At 35.5% G+C, this 19,059-nt stretch carries 15 protein-coding genes and 1 tRNA gene; 7 read left to right on the top strand and 9 right to left on the bottom strand.

Annotated features, from left to right (window positions below):
- Position 1: 1 nt before the first annotated feature.
- From AC3E9W_RS07040 to AC3E9W_RS07005, 8 genes are all read right to left on the bottom strand, one after another.
- Entirely contained in the window at positions 2–718 is a 717-nt protein-coding gene (locus AC3E9W_RS07040) for a DUF434 domain-containing protein (RefSeq protein WP_488767737.1), read from the bottom strand.
- Between the two features lie 37 nt (positions 719–755).
- Positions 756–1,313, bottom strand: coding sequence for a hypothetical protein (locus tag AC3E9W_RS07035; protein ID WP_488767735.1), 558 nt, complete (start codon positions 1,311–1,313; stop codon positions 756–758).
- Positions 1,314–1,325: 12 nt separating this feature from the next.
- A complete protein-coding gene (locus AC3E9W_RS07030) occupies positions 1,326–2,123 on the bottom strand; it encodes a TatD family hydrolase (RefSeq protein ID WP_488767733.1) in 798 nt (265 codons plus the stop codon).
- Between the two features lie 585 nt (positions 2,124–2,708).
- On the bottom strand, positions 2,709–4,130 hold the full coding sequence (locus AC3E9W_RS07025) for an RtcB family protein (RefSeq protein WP_488767732.1): 1,422 nt from the start codon (positions 4,128–4,130) through the stop codon (positions 2,709–2,711).
- 71 nt (positions 4,131–4,201) lie between these two features.
- On the bottom strand, positions 4,202–4,762 hold the full coding sequence (locus AC3E9W_RS07020; protein WP_488767731.1) for a hypothetical protein: 561 nt from the start codon (positions 4,760–4,762) through the stop codon (positions 4,202–4,204).
- An 89-nt stretch (positions 4,763–4,851) separates the two neighbouring features.
- Positions 4,852–5,475, bottom strand: coding sequence for an AbiV family abortive infection protein (locus AC3E9W_RS07015; RefSeq protein ID WP_488767730.1), 624 nt, complete (start codon positions 5,473–5,475; stop codon positions 4,852–4,854).
- Between the two features lie 87 nt (positions 5,476–5,562).
- Entirely contained in the window at positions 5,563–7,803 is a 2,241-nt protein-coding gene (locus AC3E9W_RS07010) for a hypothetical protein (protein WP_488767728.1), read from the bottom strand.
- 164 nt (positions 7,804–7,967) lie between these two features.
- Positions 7,968–8,084: transfer RNA gene (locus AC3E9W_RS07005), tRNA-OTHER, on the bottom strand.
- A gap of 492 nt (positions 8,085–8,576) precedes the next feature.
- Between AC3E9W_RS07005 and AC3E9W_RS07000 the strand changes: the two genes are divergently transcribed.
- The 7 genes from AC3E9W_RS07000 (at position 8,577) to AC3E9W_RS06970 (ending at position 18,478) form a co-directional block, all read left to right on the top strand.
- A complete protein-coding gene (locus AC3E9W_RS07000; RefSeq protein ID WP_488767726.1) occupies positions 8,577–9,200 on the top strand; it encodes an HD domain-containing protein in 624 nt (207 codons plus the stop codon).
- Positions 9,201–9,438: 238 nt separating this feature from the next.
- Complete coding sequence (locus tag AC3E9W_RS06995) at positions 9,439–10,476, top strand: helix-turn-helix transcriptional regulator (RefSeq protein WP_488767724.1); 1,038 nt, start codon at positions 9,439–9,441, stop codon at positions 10,474–10,476.
- A gap of 220 nt (positions 10,477–10,696) precedes the next feature.
- Positions 10,697–11,155: a MarR family winged helix-turn-helix transcriptional regulator gene (locus tag AC3E9W_RS06990; protein WP_306160237.1), complete on the top strand. Its 459-nt coding sequence runs from the start codon at positions 10,697–10,699 to the stop codon at positions 11,153–11,155.
- Positions 11,156–11,201: 46 nt separating this feature from the next.
- A complete protein-coding gene (locus AC3E9W_RS06985; protein WP_488767722.1) occupies positions 11,202–13,592 on the top strand; it encodes a 3-hydroxyacyl-CoA dehydrogenase/enoyl-CoA hydratase family protein in 2,391 nt (796 codons plus the stop codon).
- Positions 13,593–13,687: 95 nt separating this feature from the next.
- Positions 13,688–14,869, top strand: coding sequence for a thiolase family protein (locus AC3E9W_RS06980; protein WP_345145936.1), 1,182 nt, complete (start codon positions 13,688–13,690; stop codon positions 14,867–14,869).
- Between the two features lie 155 nt (positions 14,870–15,024).
- Entirely contained in the window at positions 15,025–16,830 is a 1,806-nt protein-coding gene (locus AC3E9W_RS06975) for an acyl-CoA dehydrogenase FadE (protein WP_488767721.1), read from the top strand.
- 553 nt (positions 16,831–17,383) lie between these two features.
- Complete coding sequence (locus tag AC3E9W_RS06970) at positions 17,384–18,478, top strand: glycoside hydrolase family 18 protein (protein ID WP_488767719.1); 1,095 nt, start codon at positions 17,384–17,386, stop codon at positions 18,476–18,478.
- 54 nt (positions 18,479–18,532) lie between these two features.
- Here the strand turns inward: AC3E9W_RS06970 and AC3E9W_RS06965 are convergent, their stop codons facing one another.
- Positions 18,533–19,018 (bottom strand): hypothetical protein, encoded by a 486-nt coding sequence (locus AC3E9W_RS06965; protein WP_306160247.1) that lies wholly within the window; start codon positions 19,016–19,018, stop codon positions 18,533–18,535.
- Between the last annotated feature and the right edge of the window lie 41 nt (positions 19,019–19,059).

Below are 19,059 nucleotides of genomic sequence, written 5' to 3'. Positions count from 1 at the left end.
TTTATTCCAGAGAAATTACAGTTTCTTTTTCACTCATTTGCGAAAGCATGTATTTCATCAAATTGAAATTTGACGAAGCATAATCTAAAATCCAAGCATCGGAACTTATGGCAATGCTATCACTTTCAGCCATAACTTTATCGGGATTATTGACCAATTGCACTTCCCAGTTTAAATGATGCACCGAAGCAGTTTCTTCTATCATTTGTTTTAATCTTCCGCTGTTTGAAACTGGTTTATCAAATAACCAAAGTGCGTTTCTAATTTTCTCTTTTCTAAAAAAATCAGCAATCATTTCGATTGCCAAAGAAGTTTGCTTTACCTTTTTATAGGTTCCGTAAACACTCGACAAATCACGAATAAAACCATCCTGACCTTGAAAGACATAAGCATTAGACAATATACTTTCGAGCAAAATGAGAACATTAAATCCATCAATACAAATCTCTTTCCCTTCCAGATTCTGACTCTCAATTCCTTTTGCTTTTCGGTCTTCAATCTGTTGTTGAGAAGCACTCATTCCTCGAACAGCTTGTTGCTGGCGTGCATTGAGTCGGTAACGGTTTCCTACCAAAGCCAAAGTTGCTTTTTCGCCATAACCTCTGCTCAAAAAATAGTGCATATCTGTTATGGCCTCTTTTAGTTTGAACTGCATTTTTGCTGTTCCAAACAAAGTGTCATCGCTGGCTTCTTTTCCTCTGTTTTTGAGATTTGTCATTGATACGATTTTCTATTTCAATTGAGTCGTAAATATTTTAATTTATAGGATTATTTTTTAACCACCATTTAGCCTTTTCTATAACTTTTTGCTCAATATTGCTAATGTTAACTCCTCTATACCAATAGTTAGGATCATGTTTCATATCTAGCCAAATTTCACTAAGAACACCAAAATCAAGTTCCGTTTCAGGATGCGATTTTAGACCATCTCCATCACAGAATATTGCAGCATAGAATGAATTTATTTCCACATCTTCTCCTTTTATAACTCTATTAAAATGATATCGTGCATAACATGTTTCTGCTTCATCTCCATCCTTTTCTTTTAAATCCAATTCTAAAAAAGTACGCTTTAAATAAGGCATAATTTCATCAGGATTAATAGGCTTATAAAAAGTAGCTAAGGTATAAACAGCTTCATTCTCACATCCTAAATTGATTAATTGTATTGTCCAATCTTCAATTGAATCAAAATCAACAAAGTCAATAAAATCAAATCGTTGCATAAATTTAATTGACAATATATAATCTGTGAGTATCTTGAAATCTTCATTTTCCAGTTCCATTGCTGTTTTTTCTGTAAATCTATACAAACTTTTAGAATTTTAAATCCCAAAAAATCTTTTAGAATTCCTAGTCGTTTCCTCCGCAATCTTATCCAAAGCAATTCCTTTAAACTGTGCAATGGTTCCCGCAACATAAGGCAGAAAAGACGGTTCGCAACGGCGTTCGTGGTATTTCTTCAAAAGGCTGTTGGGTAAATTTTTTGGAAGCATAAACGGCGCATCGGTTTCGATCATCATTTTGTCGAGCGGTACGTACTGAATGACTTCTTTTAAATGTGCGAAACGTTTGCTGTCTGAAATCGCTCCCGTAAAACCCAGATAAAATCCGTTATCGAGATAGGTTTTAGCTTCTTGCAAAGTTCCCGTAAAACAGTGCACAACGGCTTTGGGCAGTTTCGGCAGATAGTCTTTTGTGATATTCATAAACGAACTGAAAGCGGCTCTTTCGTGCAAAAACAATGGTTTCTGAACTTCAATCGCCAATTCGAGCTGGGCTCTGTAACATTCTTCCTGTTTGTTTCGAGGCGAAAAATCACGGTCAAAATCGAGTCCGCACTCGCCTACCGAAACCACATGTTTCAATTCTAATAATTTCCGAAGCCTCGAAATACTTTGATTGTCGAAACTCTTCGCATCATGCGGATGTATTCCGGCTGTGGCATAAAGTACACCCGGATATTGTCTGGCAATTTTAGCAGATTCTTCGCTGTTTCTAACACTTGTACCCGTGAGGATCATTTGGGTAACGTCGGCATCTACCGCGTCTTGTACGACATCGTCTATGTCGTTTTGGAATTGTTTGTTTGTCAAATTAATTCCTATGTCTATATATGTCATTTTTTTTTAAGGTTCTAAGGTTCTGAGAGGCTAAGCTACTAAGGCTTTTCCTCTTGGAACGGTTATTTTTTTATTTGCCACGAAGGCACGAAGTTTTTATTTTTTCTTTGTGTTGAATTAATCTCGCAGAGGCGCAAAGTTTTTCTCATTTTTTGTCATCCTGACGAAGGAAGGATCTCCGCAAGAAACTCCGCAACGTATGTCAATCTTTGTCGAGCTACTCGTGGAGATCCTTCCTTCGTCAGGATGACATACAATACGATGTAATCTTACTTAAAATAAAACTCTGTGCTGAATTCATCTTGCAATCCCGATAGCTATCGTGAGAGCAGAGTCGCAACGTTTTTCTCCCGCAGATCGAGCAGATTAAGCAGATTTTAAAAAATCATTTTAATCCTTTAATCTGTGGCAAAAAATTAGCGAAATTTGTGCAATTTGTGGCAAAAAAACTTTGCGTCTCTGCTCCCGATAGCTATCGGGATTGCGAGATTTTTTATTTTATTCATTGTGCGTGAAAACATGCTTTGCGTGAGACGCACTGCAGTGCGCCTCTACACTGAACACTAAAAAACTGACTACTGACCACTAGTCCTCCTTGCTTCCATCATCCGCCATTCTCACTAATTTTGGCGTAAACTTAGCGACAACGTCAACTAAATCCTGTTGTGCTTCCATGACCATGTTGATATCTTTATACGCCATTGGAGCTTCGTCAAGACCTGCACCGATTAACGTAACGCCATGATCTCTCAGGATCGATTTCATTTCGGTTTGTGTAATGTTTTTGATGGCTTGAGTTCTGCTCATTTGTCTTCCTGCTCCATGCGAAGCGGAATTAATGGCGTTCTCCTCACCTTTTCCTCTCACCAAAAATCCCGGTGCGGTCATACTTCCCGGAATGATTCCCATAACACCTTTTCCAGCTGGAGTGGCTCCTTTTCTATGTACGATGACTTCTTCGCCGTTCCAGATTTCTTTCCAGGCAAAATTATGGTGGTTTTCGACTTTGGCTAAAATTGTCGCTCCCAACGCACGTTCCATTTTGTTATGGATAATCTCGTGACAAGCCGAAGCATAATCGCCCGCCAGATTCATCGCCATCCAGTATTCCTGACCCAATTGCGAGTTCATATCCAAATAAGCCAAATTTCTCGCCACTTCTGGAAGTTTACATTCGTCTTTAGCAATTTTAGTATAATGTCCTGCAATTGTTGCACCCATTCCGCGTGAACCAGAATGCGTTAACAAAGCGACATATTTTCCTTTTGGGATATTTAAAACCGTATCGTCTTTCGCAAATTCCATGATTCCGAATTCAACGAAATGGTTTCCACCACCCGAAGAACCTAATTGCGACCAGGCTTTATCTTTCAAATTCTTCACAAACGGATTCATATTAAAAGTTTCGTTCTCCAAAACCGCATGATCTGATTTGTACTGACCGTGAAATCCGTGACCTGCTCCAAAGATCGAATTGGCGATTAATTCTTTTTTGAATTTAGCTTCGTTTTCAAAGTAAAAATCTTCTGGAATATCATAAACCGACAATGCCATTCTACACCCAATATCAACACCAACACCATACGGAATAATGGCATTTTTAGTGGCTAAAACTCCTCCAATCGGTAATCCGTAACCTTGATGTGCATCTGGCATTAAAGCGCCTGCAACGGTAACGGGAAGTTTCATCGCTACTTCCATTTGTTTTCTCGCACCGTCTTCGATATGATCTAATCCGTAAGCTGAATACGCGTTCGGATTTGGGTTTAAAGCGATAAAATCTTCTGGTTTTTCATTCGATTTTTCGATTAAAGCCACAGCCAGTTTGCTGAAGATTTTATCGTCTATATAATTTTCTGGAGCTTCTAAGACGTTTTTATAATTCTCAATCATTTCTTCTCGAGTGAATCCGTTTCTTTTGCTGTTTATTTTTAAGGCAATCCCAATTATTTTTCCTTCTGGGAATCCTAATTCTAATATATCTGTACCGTTTATTTGTGTTTTCATTTTTTCTCTTTTAAGGGACAAAGGTCCAGAGGTTCATAGGTGCAAAGGTCTTTTACTGCTTCGCAGTTATTTTAAAATCGACCACCATTTTCATCTTGCATTAATAAAATTTCATGAATTCTATTAATTTCAACTATTATTGGTTTCATTTCATATTCTACATTCAGAATCTTAAAAACATGCTGATCATAAAAATATGCTCTAAAAATTGCTCTTCCATCATCAAAATCATTTATTGGTCCCACATATTTTGGCATTACTATTCCTATAGTGAATTCTTCTAAAAGATCATCTAGTTTTTCATCAAAGTGTTCAATATGATTTCGCATATCTCTATTTTTTAAAACACTTGAATCATTAACATCATAAACTTTTCGAAGTTTTTCTCCTCTAATTTTATAATATCCCTTATTCTTTGTAGGCCAAAAAAATCGAGAAATCGCTCCTACATTCCCAATAATATTTTGAAGCGTATCTAAAATTGCATTGTCGTTTTTACAATGGTGAATTCCATTTTCCCAAAATTTATTTAATGAATCAACATCCTTCAAAATTGAACGTGTTTTATTTAATAACGATTCAATATAAAAAGCTTCATTAAAAGGATGTATTTCAAATTCTGAATTTCTCATATCTACTAATTTGTTTTTTCAAAGATTCAAATACTAATACGCAGTTATTTTGCGTAGTTTAAAATTATTCAAAAATCAATGATGTTTTTTTAATCAAATTTTGAATTTAAAAGTTCTTCTATCTTTTTTTGGGTTTCAATAGATGCTTCTTCTTCATTCAAAAGATCTCGAGTTTTGAAAAGAATACCGTAATTATCAATACCAAGTTTTATAAATGGTTTTCCAACTTGCAATCGAAATTTGGCATGTTTAGAAATCTTATCTAACATATCCTTAGTAATAATTTCAGATGGTGTGCAAAATTCTCCATCCTTGTAAGAAGTGTAGAGACTATAATTTTTATAATCATTCGAAATAATAACATCATCTCTTTGAAATATAAACTCTTCAATCATTTTTTTAGAATAGCGACTTTTCTCAATTTGCAAAGCAAACATAAAATCAATACCCTGAGAAGTTTTAGTCTTAACTGTATGATTTCTAAAATCTTTAAAAAACTTTTTTGTCTCTTCAGCATCTTCTATATTACCATTTAAAACAAATTGAAATGTTAAAAATGCCTTTCCTATTTCTTCAATAGAAAGTTGAAAAAGTGTATAAGCTCGAGCCTTTTTATTATGTTTTGCTAGAATTTCAGCATCTTCAATTAATTCTTCTGCGTTATTAAAAGCTTTTTCAATAGCTTGAAAATATTGTTCTTTAAACAGTTTCATAAATATTTGATTTTAATTAAAAAATGTCCTTCTTCATTAATAGACTTAAAAACCACGAAATCAACGAAATGAATTCGTGGTTTAAATTTAATCTATTAAAAGCTGTGTAACAACTGCTGGATTCATTGCCCATTGCGTTGTGTACACCTCATCAGCATTTTTGTTATCGATAATCGTTAAACCCTGAGCTTCCGCTTTTAGTTCTAATAAATTACCAATATTCAATTTGCTGCTCAATTTTGCCAATAAAGCCTGAACTCCTTTGAAATCCAAACCTCCTACGACCTGACCTCCGAATGTCATCTCTAACCAAACGATTTCTCTTTTGGCTACATCCAATACTCCAAACACCAAACCTTTGGCAACATTTTGCGTCACACGAACCTGATGATCAACACACGACGGATCGTACGCAACACCTGTTCGTTCCGAAATTTTCATCGGATATTTACTGTTCATCCAACCTACAACCAAATTTGGCGTAATACTTCCGTTGCTGTACGCATTACAAGTAAAAGTTACAAATTTTGCCTTCGCTTTCGCTAATTCGTCGATGTTGATATTGATGTATTCAGCCGTTCCAATTTTATTCGGAATACTTCTGATATCACCACTATGCTGACAACCTGTAGTCGTCAATCGGCTGAAAGAGCAAATATCTGAACGGTCTTCGTAAGCGATATGACAGCTCAAATCCATATCTAGATGTTGCGCTGGCAAAGCTGCACCCCATTGCATAAACAATCGCACTTCGTTTCCTTCAACTGGGAAACGTGTTCCCATTAAAGCAACTGGCAAATCCTGAACAGTCTCACTTCTATCACCAATCGAAACTGGCATATTGTACAATTGCGGATCGATATAAATTGTCTTATTTGGGTTTGAAACCGATGCAAATCGTTTTTTCATAGCCAAAATAGTCAATTCTTCGATTTGATTTTTCATTGTTTCCAACTGAGCATCATCGTACAACTTCAACAATTGGTTTGATGCAATACGTTTATTTGTTCCACCCAAAGGTTTCACACTTCGCTGCATGTTTACATCAAAGTAGTTTTGTGCATACATATTTAAAGTAAACACCAATCTTGCCGGAACTTTATCGATCACTTCTTCGAAATGCGCGATTGTTTCATCAGCTCCAAACCAAAGCATATTCGAAAATAACGAACGTGCAAACAAACCTGGACGCTGTTTCAATAAAGCAAATGTTTTATCTGCATCAAATTTTAATCTTGACGAATTCACTTTGCTTTGCCAAACATCGTACACTTGGTTGTAGAATACATCCATTAAAAAATTCAATTTCTCAAATCCTTTTCTTTTGCTGTATTCTGCCAAACGCAATGCACGGATAAAACGAACCCACATTCCGCGTTTCGGATGCATGATTTCGCACATTGTTTCCACATCCATTTGCATGTTATTTAACCAATTTGCTACCATCAAACATTCTTTTCGAGAATATTTAAGTTTTAAATCTTTTTGAGACGCAACTTTTGCCTGCGCGCTTGTATCTAATGCAAAATGAAAATGTTGATTATTTTTAGACGCTCTTTTAATGATCGTTTTTGGTTCGATAATCTGCAATAAGCCCGTGTTTTTATACCACAAATAACGCAAGATATCTGTCGGTGTTTTCAAAAATTGAGATGCCAAGTCTTCGTTACCGTTTTCAATCAAAAGATCGATTACAAGCATTAAAGTTTCCTTCATTGCAACATCCGTTTTCGGCAAAGCCAAATATTGCATCGCAATTTTTAAACTATCAATTTGTGTTGCGTCTAAAGCCGTTTTGGATTGCAATAACGAAATATAGAAATCATTTAAGTCTTTCTCATTCCACAATTCCAACACTTTTAATTTGCTTCCTTGACCGATATTTTCCAGTTTACCGAATTCAAACGGAGTTCCGCAGAACGGACAGCCGTTGTATCTTTCTAATGGAAAAGTGTTATCTGGAATGGTATGTCCGCATTGTAAAATTGTTCCGTTTTTTGTTTGGAAAATATTTGAAAAATACGTGATAATATGATCTAAAACAGATTCATTTGTTGGCACATTCCATTCTCTAACCAATGGTGTCCAGTTTTTATCAGTTCCTAAAACTTCTCTTAAGACTTCTAAAACTTCAATTTTATATTTTAGGTTTATATTATTTAGCGCCTGCAATAATGTTTCAGAAAACGTAAATCCTAATTTTGCAACATTAGCTGCTAAAACCGAAGTTGTTCCTGATAAATTCTTGCTTTCATTCACAATCATTTCTGACGGAATGAAAATGGCATTTTGACGTAAACTGATTTTTAATAATGCTACTGTTTTCATTTTTTTTAATTTTTAAAATTTAGATAATTGCGTTTCTGAGTTCTACCTAAAAGAGTTTTGAAGTAAGAAACACTTGACCTGAAATTTGAAGATAATCGACTAACTAAGCTAAAATGGAGCGGGCGACCGCGAAAGAAGTAAGTTAATCTTGACCTTCGTTTTAGTGAAGCAGATGGGATTCGAACCCACGACACGGACATTAGAAGTGTACGAAGTAAGTTTGGATTGACCTTTTAAGGATAATTTCAAAACTACCTGCTCTACCGCTGAGCTACTGCTTCAATTTAAATAAAGAGATAATCGCATAAGTATAAATCGTGGAAAGGTTTCTAGAAGTAACTTAAACTTGACCTGCTTTATTTGTTATTTTTATTTCTATGAACATTTGTTTTTTATTTCTGAACAAAGATTTCTAAACTAGTGCGCAGTTATTTTGCGTAGTAAAATTTTGTTTTCATTTTTAAGAAATACCGTTTGTTTTATTCCTTGAGCAAAGATTTTAAAACTACTACGCAATTATTTTGCGCAGTAAAAAAAGAATTTTAAATTTGAGTAAAACAATTGATATCAAAAGTGAATAAGTCCCAGAGGGACGGCATATTTGTAGTTATTGCGAATTCTATTTCAAGAACCCCAGCGGGGTGACCTATTTATTGATAAGCATAAAAGCTGAAGTGTAGCTCCGCTGGAGCTTTTGATTCTGTCGTGAAAAATTGGCTATAAATATTACGCTCTTTCAGAGCTTCTCATTCGATTTAAACAAAAAACACAATATGAATCTCAATAAAATCTATGTCGAGTTACTTCTTTCTATTGGCTTTTCAGAAAATGAAATTCAGCAGAATTGGTTGGATTTAGAAAAGGCATATTCCAAAAAATCAAGGCATTATCATAATCTGAAGCATTTACAGGAAATGATTACCAGTTTTGAAGAGATTCGAGATCAACTTCAAAATCCGAACGAAATATTATTTGCTATTTTTTATCATGATTTTGTGTATTCGGCTTCCAAAAAAGATAACGAACTTAAAAGTGCTGAATATGCTTTGAGTGTTTTGGGTGAAAAAAGCAATCTCAATAAACAATTAGTTTTTGATGCGATCTGTGCGACACAACATCACGCATACAACGCAAACGAAGATATTAATTGGCTAATCGATTTTGATTTGAAAATTCTCGCCAAAGACTGGGAAGAGTATAAAATCTATTTTGAACAAATCAGAAAAGAATATCGCATTTATCCTGATTTTCTATACAAACCTGGACGCGCAAAAGCTTTAAAACATTTTTTGGAATACGAATTTATTTTTCAAACGGAGGAATTTAGAGGTTTATATGAAGATCAAGCTAGAGCAAATATTGAAAAAGAGATAAGTTATTTAGAAAGCAAAAAATAATCGCGCAAAGTCGCTAAGGCGCAAAGTTTTTTCTCATTTTTTTTGTCATCCTGACGAAGGAAGGATCTCTGCAAGTAACTCCGCAACGTATATCCAATCTTTGTCGAGCTACTAACGGAGATTTCTCCTTCGTCGAAATTGACAAAAATGAGTAAAATCATTTTTAATCCTTTAATCTGTGGCATTAAAAACCTTTGCCCCCTTGTCCCTCTGTCCCTTTGCAACTTAAAAAAAAACTATGTCACAAAACAAAAACGCCCTAATCCGCTACAAAACCATCGACAAATGTCTGCAGAATAAATACAGGCAATGGACATTGGAAGATTTAATCGAATGCTGTTCTCAGGCTTTAGAAGAATATGAAGGACGTAAAATTCCGATTAGCAAGCGAACCATTCAGATGGATATTCAGATGATGCGCAGCGAGAAACTGGGTTATAATGCACCAATCGTAGTTTACGATAAAAAATATTATAAATACGACGATGAAGATTTTTCGATAACTGATATTCCGCTGACCGAAACGGATATGAATGTTTTGACTGAAACGGTTTCGATGCTGAAGCAGTTTAAAGATTTCTCTTTATTCAGCGATGTGTCGGATATTTTACAGCGTTTGGAGGACAAAATCTATTCGGAGAAGTCGCATACCAAACCCGTTATTTATCTGGATAAAAATGAGAATCTGAAAGGTCTTCATTATCTGGACGAAATTTATCAGGCAATCATTAAAAAAATGGTTTTGATTATTACTTATAAATCGTTTAAATCGAGAGAAGAAACCAAATTTCATTTTCATCCTTTTATTTTAAAGGAATTCAACAACCGTTGGTTTTTAATTGGAAAGAAAAAACAATCGCAACCCATTACGAATTTGGCTTTGGATAGAATCGTTTCTATCGATTACGATTTTAACCTTCCTTATATAGAAGAAGATTTTGATGCTGATATTTATTATCAAGATATCATAGGTGTCACCGTCAATTCTGGTTTGCAGCCGAGACGCATCGAACTTTGGATTGACGCTTCAAATGCGCCTTATGTAATTACGAAGCCACTGCATCATTCGCAGAAATTAATTAAAGAAAATGAGGATCACAGTATTATTGTGCAGCTTTTTATTTCTCCTAATTATGAAATGGAAAGATTGTTACTGGGTTTTGGCGATTCCATTGAAATTTTGCGTCCTGAATATTTACGAAATCGTATGAGAAAGATTCTTCAAAACGCAATTTCTAGATACGAGCCAAAAGACAATACTGAATTAAATGCATGATTTTTTGAATTATCCAGAATTAAAACCAATATAAATACTGCAAAGATATTTTTAAGCTGTTTAAATTGTTAAAATTTCAAAAAAGAATAGTATATTTCAAAATAAATAAACCACAAACCCCTATAAATCAAAGGGATTTTTTAACTAACCAAAAATTTATGAAAAAATAATATGCATGCATAGTATTTTTTGATTATATTTGAAATCGATATAGTTACCTATGAAAGACAAAACGATAGATTATATTTTGAGAGCAACATGGCAGGCTGTTTCAAGAATGTATAATGAAGAGGCTGCAAAATACGATGCGACAATGGCAACGGGATTTGCTCTGTTAAGTATTGACAAAGAAGAAGGAACTCCGTCAACGGCTTTGGGACCACGAATGGGAATGGAAGCTACAAGCCTTACGAGAACATTAAAATCTATGGAAGACAAAGGTTTGATTGTTCGCAAAAAAAATCCAAGCGACGGAAGAGGCGTTTTAATCTATCTGACTGAATTTGGAAAAGAAAAAAGAGAGCTTTCTAAAAACACGGTTTTGAAGTTTAATGAGACCGTTAGAAAACACGTATCAGACGAAAAGTTAAATCATTTTATTGAGGTTTCTGAAATCATTAATGAATTGATTCACGATAAAAATATTTTTAATCAAACAGAAAACGCAGAAAAGGAATAGTTTTTAAAGCTGTTCACTTTCTACCACAAACAAACAAGTAACAAATATGAAACGCACAATTAAAAAAGTTGCTGTAATTGGATCCGGAATTATGGGTTCAGGTATAGCTTGTCATTTTGCCAATATTGGTGTTGAAGTTTTACTGCTTGACATCGTACCGCGCGAGTTGACAGAAGCTGAAGCTAAAAAAGGATTAACGCTTGAAAGCAAAGCCGTTCGCAACCGTTTGGTAAATGACCATTTGGCGAACTCATTAAAATCGAAACCCTCTCCTATTTACAGTCAGAAATTTGCTAGCAGAATTACGACTGGAAATACAACAGACGATATGGCAAAAATTGCCAATGTAGATTGGATTATTGAAGTTGTAGTTGAACGTTTGGATGTTAAGAAATTAGTTTTCGAACAAATCGACAAATTCCGTAAACCGGGAACTTTGGTTACTTCAAATACTTCTGGTATTCCGATTCACTTTATGAGTGAAGGAAGAAGCGAAGATTTCCAACAACACTTCTGCGGAACACACTTTTTTAACCCTGCGCGTTACTTAAAATTATTTGAAATTATTCCGGGACCAAAAACTTCAAAAGAAGTATTAGATTTCTTAACCGATTACGGATCTAAATTCTTAGGAAAAACTTCGGTTGTTGCTAAAGATACTCCAGCGTTTATCGGAAACAGAATTGGTATTTACGGAATTCAGAGTTTATTCCATTTAGTTAAAGAAATGGGATTAACGATTGAAGAAGTGGATAAATTGACTGGTCCGGTAATTGGTCGTCCAAAATCGGCTACTTTCCGTACGGTTGACGTTGTTGGATTGGATACTTTGGTACACGTTGCCAACGGTATTTATGAAAACTGCCCGAACGACGAGCAACATGAATTATTCAAACTTCCGGATTTCATCAACAAAATGATGGAAAACAACTGGCTTGGTTCTAAAACTGGTCAGGGATTTTATAAAAAAGTAGATAAAGATATTCTTTCTTTAGACTTAGATACATTAGAATACCGCGCTGCAAAAAAAGCAAATTTTGCAACGCTTGAATTAACTAAAACTATCGATAAACCAATTAATCGTTTTAAAGTTTTAGTAAAAGGAACAGACAAAGCGGGAGAATTCTACAGAAAAAGCTTCGCTGGAATGTTTGCTTATGTTTCAAACAGAATTCCTGAAATATCAGACGAATTATACAAAATTGACGATGCCATGAAAGCTGGTTTTGGATGGGAAAATGGTCCATTCGAAATCTGGGATGCTATCGGCGTTGCCAAAGGAATTGAAATCATGAAAGCTGAAGGTTTAGAGCCTGCTGCATGGGTAAATGAAATGCTGGCTTCTGGAAGCGACAGTTTCTATACGGTTAAAGAAGGTGCTACGTATTTCTACAATATTCCGACAAAATCTCAAACTAAAGTTCCTGGACAAGATTCATTCATTATTCTGAACAACATTCGTGAAAGCAAAAAAGTCTGGAGTAATTCCGGAGCAGTCATTCAGGATTTAGGAGACGGAATCTTAAACTTAGAATTCCAATCTAAAATGAATACGATTGGCGGTGATGTACTTTCTGCGATCAATAAAGCAATTGAATTAGCTGAAAAAGAACACCAAGGTTTAGTTATAGGAAACCAAGCGGCTAATTTCTCTGTTGGAGCTAATATCGGAATGATTTTCATGATGGCTGTTGAGCAGGAATATGACGAATTGAATATGGCAATCAAATTGTTCCAAGACACTATGATGCGTGTTCGTTATTCTTCAATTCCAGTTGTTGTTGCGCCTCACGGAATGACTTTTGGTGGTGGATGCGAAATGAGCTTACATGCTGATAAAGTTGTAGCTGCTGCAGAAACTTACATGGGATTAGTTGAATTTGGAGTTGGTGTAATTCCTGGCGGTGGTGGTTCTAAAGAATTGACTTTAAGAGCTTCAGACTTATTCCGTAAAAATGATGTTGAGCTGAATGTTCTTCAAGAATACTTCTTAACAATCGCTATGGCTAAAGTTTCGACTTCTGGTTACGAAGCTTTTGACACAGGATTATTACAACATGGAAAAGATGTTATCGTAGTAAACAAAGATCGTCAGATTGCTGAAGCTAAAAAACATGCGTTGTTAATGGCTGAAGCTGGATATACACAGCCAATTAGAAGAACAGATATTAAAGTTCTTGGAAAACAAGCTTTAGGTATGTTCTTAGTTGGAACGGACCAGATGGAAGCTGGAAAATACATCTCAGAACACGACAAGAAAATCGCAAATAAACTGGCTTACGTAATGGCTGGTGGAGATTTATCTGAAGCGACTTTGGTTTCTGAACAATATTTATTAGATATAGAAAGAGAAGCTTTCTTGAGTTTATGCACAGAACGTAAGACTTTGGAGAGAATCCAATATATGTTAACTAAAGGAAAACCGCTTCGTAATTAGAAAATAGATGAAAGATGCAAGAAGCAAGATTTCAAAACAGAGTTTTGTCTTTTATCTTGCTTCTTGCTTCTACTAAATCTTAAAAAACAAAAAAAATGAAAACAGCATATATAGTTAAAGCTTACCGTACAGCGGTAGGAAAAGCACCAAAAGGAGTTTTTAGATTCAAACGTCCTGATGAATTAGCTGCAGAAACCATTCAGTTTATGATGAATGAACTGCCTGATTTTGACAAAAAACGTATTGACGACGTTATGGTTGGAAATGCAATGCCAGAAGCAGAACAAGGATTGAACGTGGGTCGTTTAATCTCTCTTATGGGATTAAAAGTAGAAGACGTTCCTGGAGTTACGGTAAACCGTTATTGCGCTTCTGGATTGGAAACAATCGGAATGGCAACTGCTAAAATCCAATCAGGAATGGCAGATTGCATCATTGCAGGTGGTGCAGAAAGTATGAGTTATATTCCGATGGGAGGTTACAAACCAACTCCGGATTATAAAGTTGCAGCTGCAGGCCACGAAGATTACTACTGGGGAATGGGTTTAACTGCCGAAGCGGTAGCAAAACAATATAATGTTTCAAGAGCAGATCAGGATGAATTTGCTTACAACTCTCACATGAAAGCTTTGAAAGCGCAGGCAGAAGGAAAATTTGACAAACAAATCGTTCCAATTACTGTTGAGCAGACTTTCATTAATGAAAACGGTAAAAAAGAAACCAAATCATACGTTGTAAATAAAGACGAAGGGCCAAGAGCTGGAACTTCTATTGAAGCTTTAGCAGGTTTAAGACCGGTTTTTGCAGCTGACGGAAGTGTAACGGCTGGTAACTCTTCTCAAATGAGTGACGGTGCTGCTTTTGTTTTAATCATGAGCGAAGACATGGTAAAAGAGTTAAACCTTGAGCCAATCGCAAGATTAGTAAACTTTGCTTCTTCTGGAGTTGAACCAAGAATTATGGGTATCGGTCCGGTAAAAGCAATTCCGAAAGCGTTGAAACAAGCTGGATTAACTTTGAATGATATTGAATTAATTGAGTTGAACGAAGCATTTGCTTCTCAAGCGTTAGCAGTTACTCGTGAGTTAGGTTTAAACCCAGATATCGTAAACGTAAACGGAGGTGCAATTTCATTAGGTCACCCTCTAGGTTGTACAGGTGCTAAACTTTCTGTTCAGTTATTTGATGAAATGAAACGTCGTGGAAACAAATACGGAATTGTTTCTATGTGTGTTGGTACTGGACAAGGAAGTGCTGGTATCTACGAGGTTCTTTAAAAAAGCATTATAAGTAACGTATACATTCCGTTTGGTCATTGCGAGGAACGAAGCAACCTCGCTAAAAATTACGCAAGCAAGTGAGATTGCTTCGTTCCTCGCAATGACAAGACTGTGTACAAAAACCATAAACAAAAATATAAAAAACATTAGCAATGGCAGATACAATCGAAAAAAACGTGACTCGTGGTGGTCAGTTTTTAGTAAAAGAAACAAAATGCGAAGACATCTTCACACCAGAAGATTTCTCAGAAGAGCAGTTAATGATGCGTGACTCTGTAAAAGAGTTCGTAGACAAAGAATTATGGGCACATAAAGATCGTTTCGAAAAGAAAGATTATGCATATACAGAATCTTCTATGCGTAAAGCTGGAGAACTTGGACTTTTAGGAGTTGCAGTTCCAGAAGAATATGGTGGATTAGGAATGGGATTCGTATCTACAATGTTAGTTTGTGACTACATTTCCGGAGCAACTGGATCTTTCTCAACTGCTTTTGGAGCGCACACCGGAATTGGTACAATGCCAATTACACTTTATGGATCTGAAGAACAAAAGAAAAAATACGTTCCGAAATTGGCTTCTGGAGAATGGTTTGGAGCTTATTGCTTAACAGAACCAGGCGCAGGATCTGATGCAAACTCAGGAAAAACAAAAGCTGTTTTATCTGAAGACGGAAAATACTACTCAATCACTGGGCAGAAAATGTGGATTTCGAATGCAGGTTTCTGCAGCGTTTTCATTGTTTTTGCCAGAATTGGAGATGATAAAAATATTACAGGTTTCATCGTAGAAAACGATCCTTCAAACGGAATTTCTATGAACGAAGAAGAGCATAAATTAGGAATCCGTGCTTCTTCTACTCGTCAGGTTTTCTTTAACGAAACAAAAGTTCCGGTTGAAAACATGTTATCTGAAAGAGGAAACGGTTTCAAAATCGCAATGAATGCCTTGAACGTTGGTCGTATTAAATTAGCTGCTGCTTGTTTAGATGCACAACGTAGAGTTACTTCTGGCGCTGTAAAATATGCTAACGAAAGAATTCAGTTCAATACTTCTATTTCATCTTTTGGAGCTATCCGTTCTAAATTAGCTGAAATGGCAACTAGTGCTTACGCTGGAGAAAGTGCTTCTTACCGTGCTGCAAAAGATATCGAAGACAGAATCGCTGCTCGTGAAGCAGAAGGAACTTCTCACCAAGAAGCAGAATTAAAAGGTGTTGAAGAATACGCTATCGAGTGTTCTATCTTGAAAGTTGCAGTTTCTGAGGACGTTCAAAACTGTTCTGACGAAGGAATTCAGGTTTTCGGTGGAATGGGATTCTCTGAAGATACTCCTATGGAAAGTGCTTGGAGAGATGCTCGTATCGCTCGTATTTACGAAGGAACAAACGAAATCAACAGAATGCTTTCTGTAGGTATGTTGATCAAAAAAGCAATGAAAGGACATGTTGATTTACTTGGACCAGCTATGAAAGTTCAAGAGGAATTAATGGGAATTCCATCCTTTGATACTCCAGATTTCTCTGAATTATTCTCAGAAGAAAAAGTAATCGTAGCAAACTTGAAAAAAGTTTTCTTAATGGTTGCCGGAAGCGCTGTTCAAAAATACGGACCAGATTTAGATTCTCACCAACAGTTATTAATGGCTGCTGCTGATATCTTGATCGAAATCTACATGGCGGAAAGTACGATCTTGAGAACAGAGAAATTAGCTAAATCTCAAGGTGAAGACAAAGTTCAAGAGCAAATTGCTATGGCAAAATTATACTTGTACAAAGCGGTTGATATCGTAAACTTAAGAGGAAAAGAAGGAATCGCTTCTTTCTCTGAAGGTGACGAACAGCGTATGATGTTAATGGGACTTAAACGTTTCACTAAATACACTAACCTGCCAAATGTAGTAGCTTTAAGAGAAAAAATCGCAGAAAAATTAGTTGCAGAAAATTCATACTGCTTCTAATATAAAGATAGTTTTTAGCTTTTAATTTGTTTAAGCCCGCGCAAGTCCGAAACTGCGCGGGCTTATTTTTTTCTTTTTTTTTAAACCATATAAGTGATGTAAGTTAATATTAAAGTTTGTGTGTCGATTAAATAGCTGGCTATTTCAACCGCAAAGTTGCAAAGATTTTTACACATAGATTGGGCTGTAGAGACGCACCGCAGTGCATCTAACGTTTGTTCTACCGCAAACAAATGAAAAATATTTATTATGAAATTTGGCACGGAATACTGAACCTGACATACTTTGCGTAGACGCACTGCAGTGCGTCTCTACAATACAATCTTTGCGAACTTTATGCGCCTACATAAAATCTATAAGTAAAAATACTTTGCGCTCTTTGCGGTAAAAAAAATAAACTTATATCACTTATATGGTTTAAAATTCAGTCCGCAATATTTTTGCATCGATTTGCAAAAAATTCGTTAAAATTGTATTTTAAGGTTATCTGTAATAGCGAATATCAAATTTATACTTTACTTTTAGCATTCTAAAAAACTAAAAACAACATAATATGAAAAAAATTAACCTAATTGCTCTTTTCTTTTTGTGTCTGGCAAGCTGCAATATTTTTGCACAGAAAAACAAAAAAATGGACATTATTGCTTATTACACAGGTGATGCTGATTTAATTGACAAATATGAAGTCAATAAGTTAAACCAGATCATATTTAGCTTTTGCCATTTAAAAGACGGAAAACTAACGGTAGATTCTCCTAAAGATTCTATTACGATTAAAAAATTAGTTTCGCTTAAAGCGAAAAATCCACAATTAAAAATTATCGTTTCTCTTGGTGGCTGGGGCGGTTGCGAACCTTGCTCAGAAGCTTTTTCTACCGCTGAAGGAAGATTGAAATTTGCAAAATCTGTAAAAGCGTTAAGCGATTCTTATAAAGTTGACGGTTTGGATTTAGATTGGGAATATCCATCAATTGAAGGACTTCCAGGGCATTTATACCAACCTGCTGACAAACCTAATTTTACTGAATTGATTAAAATATTACGTTCTACTTTAGGTAAAAAATATGAATTGAGTTTTGCAGCAGGAGGTTTCCAAAAATGTTTAGACGAATCTATCGACTGGAAAGCGGTTGCTCCTTTTGTAAATCGTATTAATATTATGAGTTACGATTTAGTAAACGGATATTCAAAAGTTACGGGACATCATACTCCATTATACAGCACAAATCCAAAAGAAGAGTCTACAAATAGAGCTGTTGAGTTTTTATTAAAAGCAGGTGTTCCTGCTGAGAAATTAGTTATTGGAGGTGCATTTTATACTAGACAATGGAAAAATGTAGAAAACATCAACAATGGATTGTATCAAGCTGGTGAACACTTCCAAGGCGTTGACTTTAAAAACTATGCTACAACCTATACAGAAGCAAACGGCTGGAAATATTTCTATGACGAAAAAGCACAAGCTCCATATTGGTACAATGCTAGCACAAAAACTTTTGCAACATCAGATGACTTAAGATCGATTAAAGCTAAAGCAGAATATGTTAAAGCTAAAAAACTAGGCGGAATCATGTTCTGGGAACTTACTTTAGACAGTTTCCGCGACGGAATGGTAAATGAGATTTACAAAGTAAAAACAGAGAAATAATAAAAAAACGGGAATCAAAATGATTCCCGTTTTTCTTTTATAGATAGTACTTGATTATTGTACCTTACTCTTATCCATTTCTCCAATAAACGGAATGGCTTCTAAAATTTCGCTTCTAATGATCGTCTGAAGATACACTTCAAGCTGGATAAACTTAGCCGCATTTATAGAGCCAATCGCTTTTTTTGCCTGATTATACGTTTTAGAATAAAGCTTCTCATAATCAATATGATTTTTCAAAGTAGCTTTAGCCAATTCGTCCGCTTTTGCATCAGTTAGCGTTTCGTAATTTGCTGCATAATCATTTATCAGTTGAAACTTCGTCTGGCCCAAAGCTTTACGAGAGGTTTCGTAATTATCATAAACTTTAGTAAAAGCTGTGGCTTGTGCATCAGACAAATTCATGTACTGTTTTACCAGTTCACTTTTAGATTTTCCATACACACTTTGTACCACTTCTAAATCTTCTTTATAAGAAGACTGCGCATAAGATGAAAACGAGGCTGCCGCCATGATAAGAATAAGACTTAATTTTTTCATAGTTTTAATTTTAAATTTGTTTTTAAAAAATATATGCATAC

The sequence above is a fragment of the Flavobacterium sp. 38 genome, assembly GCF_057799715.1.
The sequence above is the reverse complement of the archived record's forward strand: the minus strand, read 5'-3'. Positions and strand labels throughout refer to the sequence as shown.

Excerpts from the sequence above, each read along its gene's own strand:
- AC3E9W_RS07040 (WP_488767737.1), bottom strand. The coding sequence starts at position 718 with ATGACAAATCTCAAAAACAGAGGAAAAGAAGCCAGCGATGACACTTTG.
- AC3E9W_RS07030 (WP_488767733.1), bottom strand. The coding sequence starts at position 2,123 with ATGACATATATAGACATAGGAATTAATTTGACAAACAAACAATTCCAA.
- AC3E9W_RS07025 (WP_488767732.1), bottom strand. The coding sequence starts at position 4,130 with ATGAAAACACAAATAAACGGTACAGATATATTAGAATTAGGATTCCCA.
- AC3E9W_RS07020 (WP_488767731.1), bottom strand. The coding sequence starts at position 4,762 with ATGAGAAATTCAGAATTTGAAATACATCCTTTTAATGAAGCTTTTTAT.
- AC3E9W_RS07015 (WP_488767730.1), bottom strand. The coding sequence starts at position 5,475 with ATGAAACTGTTTAAAGAACAATATTTTCAAGCTATTGAAAAAGCTTTT.
- AC3E9W_RS07010 (WP_488767728.1), bottom strand. The coding sequence starts at position 7,803 with ATGAAAACAGTAGCATTATTAAAAATCAGTTTACGTCAAAATGCCATT.
- AC3E9W_RS07000 (WP_488767726.1), top strand. The coding sequence starts at position 8,577 with ATGAATCTCAATAAAATCTATGTCGAGTTACTTCTTTCTATTGGCTTT.
- AC3E9W_RS06995 (WP_488767724.1), top strand. The coding sequence starts at position 9,439 with ATGTCACAAAACAAAAACGCCCTAATCCGCTACAAAACCATCGACAAA.
- AC3E9W_RS06990 (WP_306160237.1), top strand. The coding sequence starts at position 10,697 with ATGAAAGACAAAACGATAGATTATATTTTGAGAGCAACATGGCAGGCT.
- AC3E9W_RS06985 (WP_488767722.1), top strand. The coding sequence starts at position 11,202 with ATGAAACGCACAATTAAAAAAGTTGCTGTAATTGGATCCGGAATTATG.
- AC3E9W_RS06980 (WP_345145936.1), top strand. The coding sequence starts at position 13,688 with ATGAAAACAGCATATATAGTTAAAGCTTACCGTACAGCGGTAGGAAAA.
- AC3E9W_RS06975 (WP_488767721.1), top strand. The coding sequence starts at position 15,025 with ATGGCAGATACAATCGAAAAAAACGTGACTCGTGGTGGTCAGTTTTTA.
- AC3E9W_RS06970 (WP_488767719.1), top strand. The coding sequence starts at position 17,384 with ATGAAAAAAATTAACCTAATTGCTCTTTTCTTTTTGTGTCTGGCAAGC.
- AC3E9W_RS06965 (WP_306160247.1), bottom strand. The coding sequence starts at position 19,018 with ATGAAAAAATTAAGTCTTATTCTTATCATGGCGGCAGCCTCGTTTTCA.